This window comes from Halalkalibacter alkaliphilus (genome assembly GCF_023555415.1).
In the GTDB taxonomy this organism is placed as follows: Bacteria; Bacillota; Bacilli; order Bacillales; family Bacillaceae_D; genus Halalkalibacter; species Halalkalibacter alkaliphilus.
Map to the genome: position 1 here is coordinate 55,321 of NZ_JAKRYL010000018.1, position 18,390 is coordinate 73,710.

The window sequence follows — 18,390 nt, forward strand, 5'->3', positions numbered from 1 at the left end:
AGCTAACTGGGGGAACTTCCAATGAATAAAATTATGTACCTTGAATTTGAACGATGTATCGGCTGCCGCGCATGTCAAGCGGCATGCCGAGAGTGTGGAGATCACGATGCCAAAGAACGGAATTATGTAGAGTACATTGACTTTACTGAAAGCAGACAAACATTTCCAATGATGTGTATGCAATGTAGGGATCCCGCTTGTGCGAGAGTATGTCCAGCCAATGCGATCCAAATTACAGAAGAGGGTGTTGTCCTTTCTGCGATGGATGAGAAATGTATTGGTTGTCGTAACTGTACATTTGCTTGTCCATTCGGAATTCCTAAGTTTGATTTTGAGGAAAACAAAATGTATAAGTGCGATATGTGTTACGACCGCTCAAAATATGATATTGCACCAATGTGCGCATCTGTTTGTCCGAGTGAAGCGATTCGTTTTATTGATTTTGAAGAGATGCAATCATTACGTAGACGTCGTACACAAATGAATTTAATTGAAGGCAAGAAGCCGAGTGAAAATGACAAATGGAAATATGTACCTGAATTTTTCGGAGTGTATTCAGACTAGAGAGGAGGTCCACAATGACTGATAAAATAAAATGCAAAAGAGAAAAACACCAAAGCAAAGACGATATGATTAATTTAAAGGATAATGTTAGTCGTTATGATGACTTGAAATTTAATCGAAGAGCCTTTTTGAAAACGGCAGTCGGAGCAACGGTAGCACTAGGCCTTTCAACCCTGCCTTTTTCCGTAAAAGCGTTTTTGGGAGATTTTGAAGAGGACCGAGAACTTGTTGAAATTGCCAAGTTAGATGACGTACCAAAGGGCTCATCAATTACCTTTAATTACCCAACTGAAAAAGATCCGGCGCTTTTAGTTCATACAAAAGCAGGTGAATTAAAAGCATATAACAGTGCTTGTACTCACTTAATGTGTCCCGTTTTTTATGAAAAGGAAAGCGAAGTACTGCTTTGCCCTTGCCACCAAGGATACTTTGACTTAAATAATGGTCATCCAATAGCTGGACCTCCACAAAGAGAGCTGCCATTGATTGAAATTGAAGTCCAAAATGGTATCGTATATGCAGCGGGAAGGAAGATTCGACATGGCTAAAACGATTTGTTGGACCATTATCTTCATTGCATTAGCTGTAAATGTTGTGATGTTACAATGGACCATAGAAGCGTATCTAGGTTTAGAATTTGACCTTGTATTTCGTAACACCATCGTTGCACTCATCTCTTCAGTTGTAGCCTTACTAACGATGTTTAAATGGAGAAAAATTGAATATAAATAGCAAGTCAAGGAAGCCAGCTATATTAGTTAGGCTTCCTTTTTCTATTTGTCTGCTATTTCGAGATCCCTGATAACAAAGGAACTAGGTCAAGGCCGATAAGTAGTAATTTTTCGTTTCGTTAAATCTTCTTTTTCTCGGATGTTACTGACAATCGTACGATTATACTTTTAACCTACCTCCTACGTGGGTAACATCAAAAAGGGGGGATTATGGAGATTTTTCCGCAAAAATAATGAAAAAAATTAATAGTTTTCGTATGCGGTGTAGGTAGATTTCCACCAATTTAAAATTTATAATAATCTCAACATAACGTAATATTGAAATACTTAAATACCAATTATTGAAAACGGTTACAAATGGCGCTTTTTTTGATGAGAAGAGACAACATAATTGTAGTGTTATGAACTGTTTTAAAAAAATATTGCAGTCAATTTAGAAAGGAGTTGCCACTTTCGTTAGTAAAGCTACGATAAGGGATTACTAGAAAAGAAGGTTCTTTTCCTAGTAAATTGGCGTTTTTCAAGGTGTGGAAACAAGTAGGATAAGTAAGCACTAAAAAAAGGGGGGAAATAATGATATCGAGTTTTAGTCATAGTTAGGATTGATACTAAGTTCATATTTGTTTGCTGAATATTCTAAAAATGGAGGGTCAAAAAATGAAATTGAGAAAAAATTATTTCGTTTTGTTATTAATTTCTATGATGTGTGCAGTTGTAGTTGTAGGTTGTGGAGGTCAAACTAACGAAAGCGCTAGTACTACAAACGATGAAAGTTCCACGGATAATGAAAATGAAGCAGTAGAAACGATGGAACCAATTACACTATCACTAGCAGATTTTGCTCCAGCAACTCATCCAATACAAGCTAAATTGTTTCCAGAGTGGGTTAAAGCGATAGAAGAAGCTACTGATGGCTTAGTTAAAATTGAACTTTACCCAGGAGGATCATTGTTAGGAAGCGGAGATGTTTATTCAGGTGTGGCTGATGGAATTGCAGACATCGGGCATGATGTTTCTGGATTATATCCGGGTAGGTTGCCTGTTTTGAATGCCTTGTATCTAGGTGGGATTAAATATGAAAATAGTGCAGTATCTAGTTATGTAGCTCGTGATCTTGTGGCAGAGTTGCAGCCTGAGGAATTACAAGATACGGAACTGATGTTTATTTATGGGATTTCTCCTGGGGTATTGATGACAACTGAACCTGTGGAATCATTGGACGATTTAAGGGGTAAACAGATTCGTGCAAGTGGTACAAACGTAGCTACTTTAGAAAAGTTGGGTGCAACTCCTGTTGCAATGCCGGTTACTGAAACGTATGAAGCATTATCAAGAGGAGTTGTAGATGGAAGCTTATTACCAGCAGATACCCTAAAGAGCTTTAATTTAGCTGAAGTAACAAATTATGTGACTCATTCAAACTTAATGTATAACACGGTTCATTTTGTGACCATGAATAAAGATAAATGGAATTCACTTCCAACTCATATTCAGGAAGCCATTCGGGAAGTAAATGAGCAAACATTTAAGGATGCTGCTCAATTATTTACAGATGTCGTTGAGAGTGGCTTACAGTATGCCATTGATGAGCACGGGGTAGAAGAAATTCATTTATCAGAAGAAGAAGAGCAACGTTGGGAAGAAACACTAAAACCTTTAGTAGAAAGCCATGTTGAAGAGTTAAACAGCGCAGGTCTTAACGGACAAGAAATCATGAATAAAATAGTAGAATTATCCGAGAAGTATAACGAAGAATTCGGAAATAACTAGTAGTCTATCTGTTGTGGGGCTGTCTCAAAACTAAGTTTCTGACCCCTGAGAATACAATATAGTGCGCATGGTTGAATGTGCATAGTAGTTGTATCTCGGAATGGGGGGCAGACCCTTATGAGACAGCTCCCCTTCATATTACTTAAAGAGGGAGTTGATAAGGTGATCAAAGGATATGTGAACATCGTAAATAAAGCAAGCAAAGGTCTGGAAAATATAGCTGCTGTCATCCTGTTTCTTTCAGCTATGTTAGTTATAGCTAATGTAATCTCTAGAAGAGTTTTTAACACGCCAATCACTGGTACACTAGATTTAGTCCTATTTTTTACTACTGCTCTTATTGCTCTATCTATTGCATACTGTGCTGTAGAAGGTGGGCATATATCCATTAGCATCTTTGTTGATCGTTTACCTAAAAGGGTACAAAAAGTAATCAATGTCGTTATTGGTACGATTTCTGCACTTTTTCTTGTCCTCGTATCTAGGCAACTTGTATTATACGCAATTTCTTCTCACTCTTCAGGGGATGTATCACTTACCCTCCGATGGCCTCATTACCCATTTATTTTATTACTGGCTGTTGGATTTGGGGCGCTAGCTTTGGTAGTGGTTGGGCAAGTATTATCTCTATTTACAGAAGAAGGTGAACAACGATGACACCGGTTACAATAGGTCTTATTTCTATCATTATCTTTTTTATTTTTTTATTGTTGCGTATGCCAGTATCTTATACGATGTTAATTACAGGAATTATAGGGATTAGCTTCTTAAATTCACCTACAGTAGCATTAAAAGTTGCTGCAACGGAGATATATACCTCTTTTTCAACTTATACTCTAAGTGCAATTCCCATGTTTGTTTGGATGGGATTTCTAGCTTTATATGGCGGAATTGGGGCCAAATTGTTTCATTTTGCTTATAGAACAGTAGGTCATCTTCCTGGTGGATTGGCAATTGCAGCGCAAGGAGCTGCTGGTCTTTTTGGGGCGATATCAGGTTCGAACACAGCTACAGCTGCAACAATTGGTTCGCTTGCCGTCCCAGAAATGAGAAAGCATCATTATAATAACTCTCTTTCAACCGCAAGTGTCGCTGCGGGCGGGATATTAGGTGTGTTGATTCCACCAAGTACGCTTTTTATTATATACGGAATTGCTTCAGAACAATCGGTCGGAAAACTATTTTTAGCAGGAATTATACCTGGAATAATATTAATGATTTTATTTATGGTCATGGTCTATATACTTGCTGTGAGAAATCCTGCACTTGCTCCTGCTGGTAAAAAATCGACTTGGAGTGAAAGGTATCAATCTCTTAAAGGTGGTCTGTGGGAAGTTATTGTTATTTTTGCTTTATCTATGGGAGGATTATTTGCTGGTTGGTTTACACCAACAGAAGCAGGTGCAATAGGGGCAGGTGGAGTGTTGGTCCTAACACTTTTAACAAAACAGTTAAGCTGGGAAGGCCTTAAGAATTCCCTTTTTGACACACTACGAACTACTGCTATGATTATGCTGCTAATTGCGTCTGCGGTTGTGTTTGGCCGACTAATTACTATGAGTCGAATCCCGTTTGAAATAGGTGGATGGGTTGAGAGTCTGATGCTCCCTTCATTTGTTATTATGGCTCTGATCTTACTCATTTATTTAATATTAGGGTTTTTCATGGATGCTTTGGCTTTAATCTTATTGTCTATTCCTATATTTTACCCGGTGGTTGTAAATACACTAGGGTATGATCCTATTTGGTTTGGTGTCATTATAGTCCTAGTTGCCGCAATGGGAGTTATTACACCACCAGTTGGGGTGAATGTGTATATTATTAAAGGAGTCGTCAAAGACGTATCCGTTGAGGAAATCTTTCGGGGAATATGGCCGTTTCTAATTATGATCATTGTTCTCGTAGCCTTATTGATGGCTGTACCAGAAATTGCTACGTTTTTACCAAATTTACTTAGTTAATGTTGAAATGAAGGTGGTAAATGTGAACTGCACCCCATTTGTTAATCTAACAAATGGAGGTGCAGTTTTTTATACCTTTTTGATTGTTACAGTTAGGGTTATAAAATCGTATGAGATAAAAAAATAATCAACCCCTGTTATCTTTTTTGACGATTTCTCTTATTTTTACGTTATCGTTAAAATGAATGAAAGAAAAAAGTTTTTCCCTACACGATGTAGGTGGTTTAAGAAAAAAAAACATATTAAAGTTAAAAATGAGGAAGGAAGAATTTAGAGCATAACAACAAACTAGAAGAGGTGAAAATGTTAATAGTGTGTTATGATGAATGGTTTATTGTAAGCGGTTTCGCATAATGAGCTATTTAAAGGAGTGGTATGAAAAGTATGTTTACAGAGCGATATCATATGTCTTTGCCTGAACTATTGGAGTCCGCCTTATCGCTAAAACAAGATGAAGAAGTAATATACGATGGGAAAAGAAGAGTCACTTATAAAGAATTAAATCAGGAAGCCAGAGATTTAGCATCAGGGTTACATCAGTTAGGAATTTGTAAAGGGGATCGTGTCGCAGTTAGTTTACCAAATTGGCATGAGTTTATAGTGATTAACTTTGCCTTAGCTAAATTAGGTGCCGTACTAATTCCGTTTAATACACGTTTTAGAAAGGAGGAAGTCACCTATATTTTAAATAATTCAGGTGCGAAAGCTGTCTTTTTCCCAAAGGAATTTGATAAAATAGATCATTTTCAACAATACCAAGAAATAAAAGAAAGTGCTCCACAATTAGAATATCTAATTTCAGTACGCTTTGAAAGTGAAGACATACTAAGCTATGAAAATCTATTAAAGAATGGGAAACTGACAAACGCACCCGCTGTAGAGATAGACGCAGCTGAGGACGTTTTTGCGATTCTCTATACTTCTGGGACCACGGGTAGACCAAAGGGAGCAATGCTTACACATAAAAATTTGATACATACAGCTGTTGCTGGTGCTGAATGTATGAAATGTTCACCACGGGATGTATTTTTACTCCCAACTCCAGTATTTCATGTGATGGGCCTTATGTTTGTATTACGTACGGTCGCCTCAGCTGGTCGAATGGTTCTGATGGAAGTCTTTAAGCCGGAGAAAGCGCTATCACTGATTGAACAAGAAAAAGTCACAATCAAACCAGGTGTTCCAACGATGTTTATTTTAGAATTGAACCATCCGAATTTCGATAAATATGATCTTTCATCGTTACGAACAGGTGAAATGGGGGGAGCTCCTGCGCCTGTTGAAATCATTAGACGTATAAGAGAACAGATGGGGTGTAATGTACTTATTGGATATGGAATGACGGAAACATCGCCAACGTTATCTTTAACTAGCTTTGATGATGATGATCAATTACGAGCTGAAACAGTTGGAAAAGCACTACCTGGTGTAGAGGTAAAGGCTGTCGATAAATTTAAAAATGAATTACCTGCAGGGGAAGTTGGAGAGTTAGCATGTAAAAGCTTTGGATTGATGAAAGGCTACTATAATATGCCTGAAAAGACTCATGAAGTCATTGATGAAGATGGTTGGTATTATACTGGTGATTTAGTCACTATCGATGAAAAGGGTTATATTCGCATTGTCGGTCGTAAAAAAGAAATGATTATCCGTGGTGGATATAATATTTACCCTCGGGAAGTTGAGGAGTATTTCTATACCCATCCTAAGGTTAATGATATTGCTATTATAGGCCTGCCAGATACAGTTCTCGGTGAAATCTCATGTGCTTGCATTCAGCTGAAAACTGGTGTTGAAGGAACAGAGGAAGAGTTGCTTCAGTTTATTAAAGAGAAAGTAGCTGATTATAAAGTTCCAGATAAATTGATTATAGTGCAAGATTTTCCGATGACACCATCAGGGAAAATTAGAAAGGTAGAATTACAGAATCATTTAATGGAACAAATACAATTGCGATAATGATTGAAATGAAAAAAATATAGGAGAGGAAGATGAAAATGACAAATTCATTAAAAGTTGGGGTAGTTGGCGCAGGAAATATGGGATCTGGAATTGCGCAAAAAATGGCGCAAGAAGGTTTGCATGTAACATTAGTTGATGTAACAGAAGAGCAAGTTCAAAGAGGTATCTCCATTATAGAGAAAATGCTTAATGAGGGCATAGAAAGAAGGATATTTAGTGAGAAGGAAGTGTCAGACACATTGGCTCGAGTTCAGGCAACATCGGACTATGAAGCTTTAAAAGATGCAGACTTAATCGTTGAGGCAGTTTTTGAAGATGAAAAAGTGAAAGGGGATCTTTTTGCCAAGTTAGATAAAATATGTGATGAGAAAACGATTTTTGCGACTAATACTTCAGGTATATATATAAGAGATCTAGCTAAATATACAAACCGACCAGAGAAATTCATTGGCATGCACTATTTCTATCATCCTGCAAAAAATAGATTGGTAGAGGTAATCCCGCACGAAGGAACATCTAAAGAGACGATCGAGACGACGCTTTTTATAGGAAAACTTCATAATAAAACATGTATTGTTGTAAAAGATTCACCTGGCTTTGCTGTCAATCGCTACTTTTCGACGTTTCTGACAGAATCTATTTATTTATTGGATCAAGGGGTAGCTAATACGGCAACGATTGATGCTGCAGCAAAACAAGGTTTTGAAATTGGAATGGGTCCTTTTGAATTAATGAATGTAACAGGAATCCCAATTGCATTACATGTCTCAGAATATATGGGGCAGGAAGTAAGTGAATTTTATTCTCCAGCGGATATCCTTAGAAGACAAGTGGAGTTAAAACAAGATTGGGATCTTAGTGGTGAAATAGATGAAACCAAATTTCAGACCATTAATCGCCATCTATACGCAACCATTTTTGGTGTGGCAGGTGCACAGGTTGACGAAGGTGTAGCTTCAATTGAGGATACGGACAGAGGGGCAAAAATTGGTTTAAGATGGAGCTTAGGACCGTTTGAATTAATAAATAAAGTTGGTGTTCAAGAAGCGTGTCAAATGGTAAAAGAACTATATACATCACGTCCAGGCTTCCACTTCCCTGAGGTGTTAAAAAAACAGGCAGAAAAGGGATTGCCATTTGAGTTTAAATATGTTGATTTAGAAGTGAAAAATGACATTGCCTATATTACGATTAACCGACCTGAAGCTATGAATGCATTAAATCCAGTAGTTGTAAATCAACTTGAAAAAGCATTTGAAGAGGCGGAGAAAGACCCAAAAGTAAAAGGAATTGCGATTCAAGGCGCTGGAAAAGCATTTGTAGCAGGTGCTGATATAAAACATTTTATTGAATGCATTCAAACGAATCAAATCGAGGAAAATGTAGCGTTTACTAGAAAGGGTCATGAGTTATTTAGAAGATTCGAAATGTCAGAGAAGCTAACCATTGCTGTACTAGACGGACTATCTCTTGGTGGAGGAAGTGAACTTGCGCTAGCATGTCAAGCAATTGTCGCAACACATCAAGGATCAATGGGCTTCCCTGAAAGTGGATTAGGGATCTATCCTGGTTTAGGTGGAATGCTTCGAACGAATCATCATATTGGGAAAGAGCTGACGAAATATTATACATTTACAGGTAAGACGATTCCAGCAAAAGTGCTAAAAGAATTGGGGATTGTTACGGAATTAGTAGATATGAAAGATACTGAAGCAGCGATTGAAAAGATCGTGGCGAATGGAAAGTTTAATAAATATGGAGAGCGAGAAATTCCAGCATCATTTGAAGAATTCAAAAAGGCTTTTTCTGATGAAAATGTGGAGCGTATGTTAAATGGTGAAAAACCAGAAGGGGTTAGGAATGAATTAGCAGAGAAAGCGTTAAAAGTTCTTTCGAATAAAGGGTTAATCGCACTTGAGACAATGAATGAACTGATTAATAAACAAACAGATCTCTCAATTGATGAAGGGATTGAGCTTGAACTAGACGGTTTAGTACCGATTTTTAAAACGGAAGATGCTCTAACTGGATTAATTGCTGTAACAAAAGGGAAGCATCCAGTGTTTAAAACCAAACTAGTAGGGAGGGCATAAGTACTGATGAGTATGTTTGATAAGGCCTTTATTCCATATGGAGGTTATTACTCAACACCGTTTAGTAAATGGCAAGGCACTTTGCAAAATGAACATTCTATAGAACTAGGTGCCAAAAGTAGTAAAGCATGGTTTGAGTCAAGAAATTTAGATCCTAATGAAGAATTGGATTATCTTTATTTAGGGATTACAATAGGACAAAAAAGGGTATTTTACGGTGCTTCCTGGGCTTCCACATTAATGGGAGCTCCGGATATTCCAGGACAAACGTTAATGCATGCTTGCGCAACATCGACAACTACTCTCTATAATGCAGCTGCTGCAATTCAATTAGGAAACGCAAATACAGCGTATTGTATGTTAGTCGACCGTTGCTCCAATGGGCCACATACCGTATGGCCAAATCCGAAAGGGCCTGGTGGTGAGGTCATTTCGGAAAATTGGAATATGGACAATATGGCTGGTGACCCATCAACCGGAATAGGGATGATATGTACAGCAGAGAGAGTTGCGAAAGAAAATGGGTTTACTAAGGAACAAGCGGATGAACTAACTTTTCGTCGCTACGAGCAGTATGCCGATTCGTTAAAAGACGATCGGGCGTTTCAAAAAAAATATATGATGCCAGTTGAAGTTAGGATTTCTAAGCGAAAAACGATACTGCTTGAAGCTGATGAAGGTGTTAATGAAACATCGAAAGAAGCTTTAAATAAATTAAAGCCAACGACCGAAGATGGCATCCTGACGTTTGGCAGTCAAACACATCCCGCGGATGGAAATGCAGGAATAATTGTCACTTCTCAAGAAAATGCTGCTATTTTAAGCACCGATTCTGCAATTCCAATTCAAATCATTTCCTACGGCTATGCAAGAGCAGAGAAAGCCACAATGCCGGCAGCACCTGTACCAGCTGTTAAAATGGCATTAGAGAGAGCAGGGTTATCTATTCATCATATGACAACGATCAAAAATCACAATCCATTTATTGTGAATGATATGTATCTTGCTCAAGAGCTAGGAATTGACCCAATGAATATCAATAATTATGGAAGCTCTTTGGTATTCGGTCATCCGCAAGCACCGACAGTGGGAAGAATGCTGATCGAAGCGATTGAGGAAACTGTACTTAAAGGTGGAGGATATGCATTAGCAACAGGGTGTGCCGCAGGAGACAATGGTGCAGCTATCATTGTCAAAGTGGGATAGTAGATGGCTGGGTTCCTGACCAGGGGCTGTCCCAAAAGTCCGGAACAGAGGAGGCAATGGCTCCGTTCGCTACGCGCTTTGAGAGGAGAAACCCACTCCTCTCAAAGCTTTTAAAAGATGTAGCGACTCCGCTCATTGCTGCGGGGGTGTCTAAAAAGGTCAAAAACAGACCTTTTTAGACACCCCCGGTCAATTTTTTTGTTAACTGCCGCTACTAAGTTAACAAAGATATAGAAAAAACGGAGGGGATTTGAATGAAAACAATAGAGTATACATTTGAAGTAAAGTGGGGAGATACGGATGCAGCTGCGATCGTGTTCTATCCTAATTTTTATAAATGGATGAATGAAGCATCTCATCATTATTTTGGTCAAATTGGTTTTAAACCTTCAAAACTATTTGCTGAGGAAAAGGTTGGTATGCCTTTATTAGAAGCGAATTGTCAATTTAGGACTCCATTGTTGTTTGAAGATATTGTTACAGTCTATTCAACTATTACTGAGATTCGAAATAAGGTTGTATTTCTAGAACATATCTTTAAAAGAGACGATATGATCGTTGCAATAGGCAAGGAAGTTCGAGCGTGGACTAGTTTTGAAGGAACACCAAAAGCTATCCCTGTACCTGCAAAACTTCGTGAAAATGCAATGGGATAAAGGGAGGTTGAAACACTAAAAATTGGATTAGCGGAAACAGAATGACCGATTGTGTCTATGAACATAGAAAAGTTTAAAAGAATGGTAAGAAAGAAAATGAAAGCTATACATCTACAAATCAAGTCCCTGGTCTTTTTGTCCAGGGACTTGAAAGCTTTCTATTCATTATAATTATCTTTTCGCTGTTATGGAATAGAAGGAATTTGTAGAAAAACAAAGAATATTATATAGAGATAACTATAAACAGCAAAAGAGTAACCAAAAAATGTAAGCGTTTTATTTAAAGGGCGAGTACCTGGAGCGCGATAGATAGAACATGTGAAGAACGCCTAACCCATAAAAACAACTAAGTATGCGAAAACAGCCTATTTAAAAGAAAAGAAAGGAGAGCTAATAATGATACTGACAAAACGTGAAAAGTTACTAAATCGGTTAGAAAATCATTTGCGAATGACAGCTCGTCAACTTGTGAAATTCGACACGGAAGAAGAAACGTTGCAGTATTTAATTGACTCCTCTCGTTCTGAAATTAAATGTGATTTTGTTGGAATTGTTCTGAAAGAAGGAGAGTGGTTAACATCAAAAGTTTGGAGCGGATGTGCCACGTCTATTTCAAATGCATTTCCATTACGGGTCAATCAGTGTTTGCCAACACTATTGAGTAAGAGCATCACATTTGAAAAGGTAGACAGGGAGACTGAGTGTAATTTTACAAGACTATTATTACAAGAAAAAGTAGCAACTTGGTTTACAGTTCCTTTAAAAGATGAACCTAATAATTATGGGTTTTGTGTATTTGGTTTCAACAAATATGTTCCACTCTTACATGAAATGGATAAAGTATTTGTTGAGTTTGGTAAAGATGTAGCAGTCGCCATTTCGCTATCTAGAAGAAAGGAAATCCAAAAAAGCAAAATTAGTGACATTGAGTGGATGAGTCAAAACCTTACATTAGATGTCGAAATTGATCAAGTTGTTGAAAGACTGGTGGAAAGGGCAGGGAAATCCACAAATGCTCAATTTGCTTGTATTTATTTATTCAATGAAAAAGAAAATTCTTTTGTATTGCAATCACCTTCCTATGGTAGTCAAACCCGAGCGAATATTATTCAGATTGAAGAAAATTATGTCTTAAAAGAATATTTTCCGTACTTAGAAACACTCGGTGGTAACCAACTTACAGTTCCTCTGCTCATTGATTTAAAAACAATTGGTGTGATACATGTTGAACATAGCAGTAATGTATTTACGAATGAAGATTTAGAAATTCTTGAGCTTCTTTCCAACCATGTTGCTGCGATGTTAGAAAATGCACGTCTTTACCATAATGAAAAAGATCATAAACAAAGACTTCATTACTTATTGGATTATCAGCAAGCGCTCGTTAAAGAAACGGTTGAGAAAGATAATTTTGATGGCATTGTTTTAACACTCAGTAAACTTTTCTCAAAATCGGTTTTGATTTTCGACCGGTTTATGAGGCCGGTCGCCTATGAATTATACGGCTTAACAAATGATCACTTACATACTCTTACTGAATTAGCAACGTTTGAAGTATATCAAAAGAAAAATCGAGATTTATGGTTTTCAATAGACGATGATCGGAAGATGGGTGTTTGGCCTGTTGATGGAGGAGGAGATTTGCTAGGGTATTTAGCCATTGATATTACAGGGGAAGAAATTGATGATTTTTATAAATTAAGTATAGATTTAGCTAGAAATATAGCATCGATTCAATTTATTAAACAAAAGATTGTATTGGATGCAAAGGAACAAGTAAAGGATAGTTTTATTCATAAGTTGCTTGTAGAGAATGTGGAGGATAAGGAAAGTATCATCCAATATGCAAACTTATTTCAATGGAATTTGTTTAACAAGCATAGGGTCGCTGTAGTATCACTTGACCTTGGGGAAGAAGTATCAAACGACAATATCCTTGAACAGCAAGCAAAAAAAGCTCTGCTTTGGGACCAGTTAAAAACAAGAATTTTGTTTTACGATCAAGATATATTGTTGGCAAATAAAGATGGAGATTTGATCTTAATTGTTCCCATTGAAAAAGAGAAGGAAAATCCTAAAGTATTTTGGGCAAAATTGCATGAGGAACTTAAGAAATGGTTGTTGCTACAAGGAGATAAAAGTACGATCTTGGTTGGAATAGGTGGCAAAACGGAATTCATCCAAGATTACTTCACGATGTATCAACAAGCAGTTCAGGCATTGAGCGTTGTTTCTCATCATTTTTCAAATGTTGGTTTTGCAATGTTTGAGGATTTAGGCTCGTACACTCTCCTCCATCATTTAAAAGATTCATCAATTGCGATGTTATTTATTAAAAAGCATTTAGAACCATTGCTTAAATATTCGGAAGGAAAGAGTATGGATTTGTTTCATACTTTGCGAGTTTTTTTAAATAATAATGGCAGCATTAAAGATACGTCTGAGGAACTCTTTATACATCGAAGTTCTTTGTTATATCGATTAGAGAAAATTGAGAACTTACTAGAAGTTTCTTTAGCCTTCGCAGAACATCGATTCGATTTAATGATGGCCTATAAGTTATATGATTTATATTATGCGAATTTGTAAATAAATCATGTTAAGCAGCAGCTAAAAAGCAGGGGGGATTCTCCTTGCTTTTTACTCCTACAAGAAGTTGGAATAAGAAATGTTAATTCCTACATCATGAAGGTATTTTTCTGAAAGTTAACAATTTATAATTAGCATATCGGAAAGAGCTGACAACCACTAAATCTATTAAATTAACAGTTTGTATAACTATGTCAACAATTAATAGGATAGTCTTAGTCTATTAATTGAAAGCGTTATCATGTGTGAGAAAAGAGTTTGTTGAGTGTATTGTTTGAAGAAGTATTATTGGCGACGTTCACAAATTAATAAAATTTAAAAACAGGAGATGATGAGATGAAACAAAATGATGTTGTACTAGTTGAAGGGGCACGTACCGCCTTTACAAGATTTTGTGGTTCGTTTAGAGAAATTACGGCAACAGATTTAGGAGCATTGACAGCCAAAGAAGCAATAAAGCGTTCGGAAATAAATGCAGAGGAAGTTGATCAAGTCTTTTTCGGCAATGTTATGCAATCTAGTACAGATGCACATGTATTAGCTCGTCACGTTGGGCTAAAGGCTGGGGTGTCCATTCCAACTCCATGCTTAACGATCAACCGTTTGTGTGGATCTGGTTTAGAGTCTATAGTGCAAGCTGCAAGGTTGATTCAAATAGGTGAATCACAAGTTGCGTTAGCCGGAGGAGCGGAAAATTTAAGTCAAGTACCACATGTCATTCGTGGTGCAAGATGGGGATTAGGTTTAGGACAAACGGGTGCCGAAGATTGGCTATGGGAATCTTTTTATGATTCGTACGGAGATTGCACGATGGCTGTCACTGCTGAGAATTTAGCAAAACAATATGAGCTATCTCGTGAAGAAGTAGATCAACATGCATGCCTAAGTCATGGGCGTGCACTAGCTGCAATGGAAAAAGGATATTTCAAAGAAGAAATTGTACCTGTTACTGTGAAGAAGAGAAAAGGAAATGTAACGGTTGACACTGACGAACACCCTAGGAACACAACTCTAGAAGAATTAGCAAAATTAGATGCAAGATTCGTCGAAAATGGTGTTGTTACGGCGGGAAATGCTAGCGGTATAAATGATGGTGCAGCAGCAGCCATACTTACGTCTAGTCACTACGCTGAGAAAAGGGGGTTAAAGCCTTTAGCGCGCCTCGTTTCTTATGCAGTAGTTGGAGTTGATCCCAAAGTTATGGGCATCGGACCGGTTCCGGCTATTCAACAAGCATTGAAAAATGCTGGGATGAAAATAGAAGATCTTGATTTAATCGAAATTAATGAAGCTTTTTCTGCACAATACATTGCTTGTCAAAAAGAGTTAGGGTTTGATCCGGAAATTGGAAATGTAAATGGCGGTGCTGTTGCATTAGGTCACCCATTGGCCGCATCAGGAACAAGAATTACATTATCATTGTTAAAAGAGTTAAAGCGTCGTGGGAAAAAATACGGAGTTTCATCTCTTTGTATTGGTGGCGGTCAAGGAATTGCAGCCATTTGGGAGAGAGTATAAGCGAGGAGGACATTTATGAATGGAAGTCTTTCTTTACATCAAGTGTTAGAGCAAGCCGTAAATAAACATCCTAGCAAGGAGGCATTATTTGACGGCTTTGAAAGAAAGTCATATCGGACTCTCTATGAAGAGAGTCTACGACTAGCTTCATCATTGTCTCAGCTAGGTGTGACAAAAGGCGATCGAGTGATGGTTTGCTTACCAAATTGGAACGAGACGGTTGTCATTTATTTTAGTTTAGCAATGCTTGGGGCAGTTTTGGTTCCATGTAACCCACGTTCTAGTCGTGAGGAATTTATTTATATCCTTGAAAATAGTCAAGCTAGTACGGTCTTTCTTTCCGATTGCTTTACTCATACAGAATTATTTAAACATTATGTTAAAGGACAATACAATTACGTCACTCTTGAACGAATAATCATGGTTCGTGGTCATAACAAAAGCTTCTATTTGTTTGAGGAGTTAGTAGAAAAAGAAGACTCTAAAGAAACTCTTAACGTGAAAATAGATCCAGACAAAGATTTGTTTGCTATTTTATATACTTCAGGAACGACTGATAAACCAAAAGGTGTTATGCTCACTCATAAAAATGCCATATATACAGCAAATGTAACAGCAGAAGCAATGGAGTGTAATAGCAAAGATGTGTTCCTTGTATCGGTCCCGCTGTTTCATGTATTTGGATTAATTCCAAGTATGATAACTGCAACAATTATTTCAGCAAAAATGGTTTTACAAGAAAAGTTTCAGGCGAGAGAGGCACTTAACCTAATTGAACAGGAGCAGGTTACCGTGCATCATGGAGTGCCAACGATGTTCATCCTCGAATTAAATGATCCAATGCTCGAATCATTTGATTTATCTACGTTACGAACAGGAATTGTAGCTGCAGCTCCATGTCCAGAAGAGGTTGTTAGAAAAATTCGAACCTTAATGGGGTGCAATATTATCGTTTCATATGGTTTAACTGAAACATCAGCCGGTGTTACAGCAACGAGTTTATATGATGATGATCTTTTGCGTTCGGCTACTGTCGGAAAACCACTTCCTGGGACGGAGGTAAAAATAGTTGATTTATTTAGAAATGAAGTGTTAAGAGGTGTAACTGGTGAGTTGGCAGTAAGAAGTTTTGGGGTTATGAAAGGATACTTTCATTTACCAGAAACAATCATGAGAATCGATGAAGAGGGTTGGCTATATACTGGAGATTTAGCAAAGATGGATGATCACGATTATATTACGATCATTGGTAGACAAGAAGAGATGATTATTCGTGGAGGCTACAATATTTCTCCAGAGGAAGTAGAAAATGTTTTATACAAACATTCAAGCATTTTAGAGGTAGCGGTAATTGGGATGGAAGATTCTAAATTAGGAGAAATGATCTGTGCGGTGATTAAGTTAAAGCCAGATCGAGTAGAAGATGAATATTCTTTGAAAAATTATATGGAAGGAAAACTAGTAAACTATAAAATCCCAGACCAGTTAGTGTTTCTAGAAGATCTCCCCAAAACAGCAAGTGGAAAAATTAATAAGATGGAACTAATGGTAGAACTTACTAAGCAGTTAAAAGAATGGTAAAAGGGAGGAACGGTTTGAATGATTGTAAAAGACAATAAATTGTCCGTATCGGAACTGTTAACTCGAGCCGTTGAATTAAAACCTGATCGTGAAGCTCTTTATGATTTACAAGAAAGGATTACTTACAAACAGTTACATGAAAGAGTTGAGAAACTTGTTGGAAAGTTGATAGAGCTTGGGGTGAAAAAAGGAGACAGAGTGGGTGTTTGCTTACCAAATTGGAATGAAACACCAATTATTTTCTTTGCAGTTGCAAAAGTTGGTGGGATTGTTGTCCCATTTAATCCAAACTACCGTCAGAACGAAATCGATTATATTCTTGAGAATTCTAGACCGAAACTATTGTTTGTTTGTGAAAAAGTAAAGAGAAATGTTAGTTTAGAGAAACTGACGTCAAACGTTGAAAGAATCATATCGGTCCGTTTTGAACATGAACTTACCATCTCATTTAGTTCCTTGCTGATAACAAACGGAAATAATACTAGTATTACTCTACCTGAAATCGATGTAGATAATGATATTTTTTGTATTCTCTATACATCCGGCACAACAGGTGCTCCAAAAGGAGTCATGTTGCCACATCGGAGTATCGTTCAATCTGGAAATACATTAGCTGCTAGTTTACGTTGTACAACAGATGATGTATTCATTGTACCTGCACCATTGTTTCATATTTTTGGAATTGCATGTAATTTAATGGCATCAATAGCAGCACAATCAAAACTTATCCTTCAAGAAAAATTCCAACCAGAGCAAACACTACAATTAATTGAAGAAGAGAAAGTGACAATTCATCAAGGCGTTCCAACGATGTTTGTTATGGAATTAAATCTACCTGATTTTGATCAATATAATCTATCGACACTACGAACAGGAATGGTAGGGGCAGCTCCTTGTCCACCTGATACAATAAGAGCTATACGGGAGAAGATGGGACTGAATCTGTTAATCTCATTTGGAATCTCTGAAACGGGAACAGTAACGATTACTGATTACGATGAGGAAGAGATCAATTATTTGGAAACAGTAGGCAAGGCCATTGACTGACGGGGTTAATTTGAAAATTGTGAATGAACATCGAGAAATGTTGCCAGTAGGAGAAGTTGGGGAAATTGCTTGTAAAAGTCTTGGTACGATGAAGGGATATTATAAAATGGAAGAACAGACGAAGAAAGTATTTGATGAAGATGGATGGTACTATACAGGTGACCTTGGCTCTTTAGATGAAAAAGGCTATCTTCGTTTCGTAGGACGAAAAAAAGAAATGATTATCCGTGGTGGATACAATATTTATCCACAGGAAATTGAAGGGGTATTAGCAAAACATCCAAAAGTACTTGAATGTGCTGTTGTCGGTTATCCAAATGAAGTATTAGGTGAATTAGTTTGTGCCGTTATTAAACTGAAAAAAGGGGAAAGCTGTACTCCTGATGAAATAAAGGAATACGTCAAAACATTTATTGCAACGTACAAAGTACCTTCTAAAGTGGTGTTTGTGGAGGAGTTTCCAGTTACAGCGAGTGGGAAAATCCAAAAAGGAAAATTGAAAGAAAAAATGCTTAAACTCGTTCATACAAGTGAAACGGACTAAACAAGAAAAGAAAAGGTCTTCTCCGAACTACCGATGTCGATAGTGAGGGACCAATTGCCTCCAAGTTTTCGGAAATAGATTTTTATTTTATACCCCTTTTCAAGCTTACTTGGATATATATAGTAAAGTGATACTCTCTTTCCTTATAATTCTGAAAATCTAATATTA

Annotated in this window: 13 protein-coding genes and 1 pseudogene; all 14 read left to right on the forward strand. The window is 37.3% G+C overall.

Annotated elements, in window-relative coordinates; genetic code table 11:
• Window positions 1-21: 21 nt before the first annotated feature.
• The 14 genes and pseudogenes from MF646_RS16395 to MF646_RS16460 all read left to right on the forward strand — a co-directional run bounded on the left by MF646_RS16395 (window position 22) and on the right by MF646_RS16460 (window position 18,222).
• A complete protein-coding gene (locus MF646_RS16395; protein ID WP_250097594.1) occupies window positions 22-564 on the forward strand; it encodes a 4Fe-4S dicluster domain-containing protein in 543 nt (180 codons plus the stop codon).
• Window positions 565-578: 14 nt separating this feature from the next.
• A complete protein-coding gene (locus MF646_RS16400; protein WP_250097595.1) occupies window positions 579-1,112 on the forward strand; it encodes a QcrA and Rieske domain-containing protein in 534 nt (177 codons plus the stop codon).
• Complete coding sequence (locus MF646_RS16405; RefSeq protein ID WP_250097596.1) at window positions 1,105-1,296, forward strand: hypothetical protein; 192 nt, start codon at window positions 1,105-1,107, stop codon at window positions 1,294-1,296. The genes MF646_RS16400 and MF646_RS16405 overlap by 8 nt, the downstream gene beginning before the upstream one ends.
• A gap of 656 nt (window positions 1,297-1,952) precedes the next feature.
• Entirely contained in the window at window positions 1,953-3,065 is a 1,113-nt protein-coding gene (locus MF646_RS16410; RefSeq protein ID WP_250097597.1) for a TRAP transporter substrate-binding protein, read from the forward strand.
• Window positions 3,066-3,227: 162 nt separating this feature from the next.
• Entirely contained in the window at window positions 3,228-3,722 is a 495-nt protein-coding gene (locus tag MF646_RS16415; RefSeq protein WP_250097598.1) for a TRAP transporter small permease, read from the forward strand.
• Complete coding sequence (locus MF646_RS16420; RefSeq protein WP_250097599.1) at window positions 3,719-5,026, forward strand: TRAP transporter large permease; 1,308 nt, start codon at window positions 3,719-3,721, stop codon at window positions 5,024-5,026. Before MF646_RS16415 ends, MF646_RS16420 begins: the two co-directional genes overlap by 4 nt.
• Before the next feature lie 384 nt (window positions 5,027-5,410).
• A complete protein-coding gene (locus MF646_RS16425; RefSeq protein ID WP_250097600.1) occupies window positions 5,411-6,985 on the forward strand; it encodes a long-chain-fatty-acid--CoA ligase in 1,575 nt (524 codons plus the stop codon).
• Between the two features lie 32 nt (window positions 6,986-7,017).
• Entirely contained in the window at window positions 7,018-9,081 is a 2,064-nt protein-coding gene (locus MF646_RS16430; protein WP_250097601.1) for a 3-hydroxyacyl-CoA dehydrogenase/enoyl-CoA hydratase family protein, read from the forward strand.
• Window positions 9,082-9,087: 6 nt separating this feature from the next.
• A complete protein-coding gene (locus MF646_RS16435; protein WP_250097602.1) occupies window positions 9,088-10,287 on the forward strand; it encodes a thiolase family protein in 1,200 nt (399 codons plus the stop codon).
• 254 nt (window positions 10,288-10,541) lie between these two features.
• Window positions 10,542-10,943, forward strand: a complete 402-nt coding sequence (locus tag MF646_RS16440) for an acyl-CoA thioesterase (protein WP_250097603.1) — start codon at window positions 10,542-10,544, stop codon at window positions 10,941-10,943.
• Window positions 10,944-11,339: 396 nt separating this feature from the next.
• Window positions 11,340-13,532, forward strand: a complete 2,193-nt coding sequence (locus tag MF646_RS16445; RefSeq protein ID WP_250097604.1) for a helix-turn-helix domain-containing protein — start codon at window positions 11,340-11,342, stop codon at window positions 13,530-13,532.
• A gap of 336 nt (window positions 13,533-13,868) precedes the next feature.
• Window positions 13,869-15,050, forward strand: coding sequence for an acetyl-CoA C-acetyltransferase (locus MF646_RS16450; protein ID WP_250097605.1), 1,182 nt, complete (start codon window positions 13,869-13,871; stop codon window positions 15,048-15,050).
• A gap of 15 nt (window positions 15,051-15,065) precedes the next feature.
• The gene (locus tag MF646_RS16455; RefSeq protein ID WP_250097606.1) at window positions 15,066-16,631 is read left to right on the forward strand and encodes a class I adenylate-forming enzyme family protein; all 1,566 of its coding nucleotides are present in this window, start codon (window positions 15,066-15,068) and stop codon (window positions 16,629-16,631) included.
• A gap of 18 nt (window positions 16,632-16,649) precedes the next feature.
• A pseudogene (locus tag MF646_RS16460) lies at window positions 16,650-18,222 on the forward strand (class I adenylate-forming enzyme family protein).
• The last annotated feature ends 168 nt before the right edge of the window (window positions 18,223-18,390 follow it).

What these genes read in the sequence shown, in the direction of transcription:
- MF646_RS16400 (WP_250097595.1), top strand. Translation starts at nt 579, where the DNA reads ATGACTGATAAAATAAAATGCAAAAGAGAAAAACACCAAAGCAAAGAC.
- MF646_RS16435 (WP_250097602.1), top strand. Translation starts at nt 9,088, where the DNA reads ATGAGTATGTTTGATAAGGCCTTTATTCCATATGGAGGTTATTACTCA.
- MF646_RS16395 (WP_250097594.1), top strand. Translation starts at nt 22, where the DNA reads ATGAATAAAATTATGTACCTTGAATTTGAACGATGTATCGGCTGCCGC.
- MF646_RS16430 (WP_250097601.1), top strand. Translation starts at nt 7,018, where the DNA reads ATGAAAATGACAAATTCATTAAAAGTTGGGGTAGTTGGCGCAGGAAAT.
- MF646_RS16420 (WP_250097599.1), top strand. Translation starts at nt 3,719, where the DNA reads ATGACACCGGTTACAATAGGTCTTATTTCTATCATTATCTTTTTTATT.
- MF646_RS16405 (WP_250097596.1), top strand. Translation starts at nt 1,105, where the DNA reads ATGGCTAAAACGATTTGTTGGACCATTATCTTCATTGCATTAGCTGTA.
- MF646_RS16450 (WP_250097605.1), top strand. Translation starts at nt 13,869, where the DNA reads ATGAAACAAAATGATGTTGTACTAGTTGAAGGGGCACGTACCGCCTTT.
- MF646_RS16440 (WP_250097603.1), top strand. Translation starts at nt 10,542, where the DNA reads ATGAAAACAATAGAGTATACATTTGAAGTAAAGTGGGGAGATACGGAT.
- MF646_RS16410 (WP_250097597.1), top strand. Translation starts at nt 1,953, where the DNA reads ATGAAATTGAGAAAAAATTATTTCGTTTTGTTATTAATTTCTATGATG.
- MF646_RS16455 (WP_250097606.1), top strand. Translation starts at nt 15,066, where the DNA reads ATGAATGGAAGTCTTTCTTTACATCAAGTGTTAGAGCAAGCCGTAAAT.
- MF646_RS16445 (WP_250097604.1), top strand. Translation starts at nt 11,340, where the DNA reads ATGATACTGACAAAACGTGAAAAGTTACTAAATCGGTTAGAAAATCAT.
- MF646_RS16425 (WP_250097600.1), top strand. Translation starts at nt 5,411, where the DNA reads ATGTTTACAGAGCGATATCATATGTCTTTGCCTGAACTATTGGAGTCC.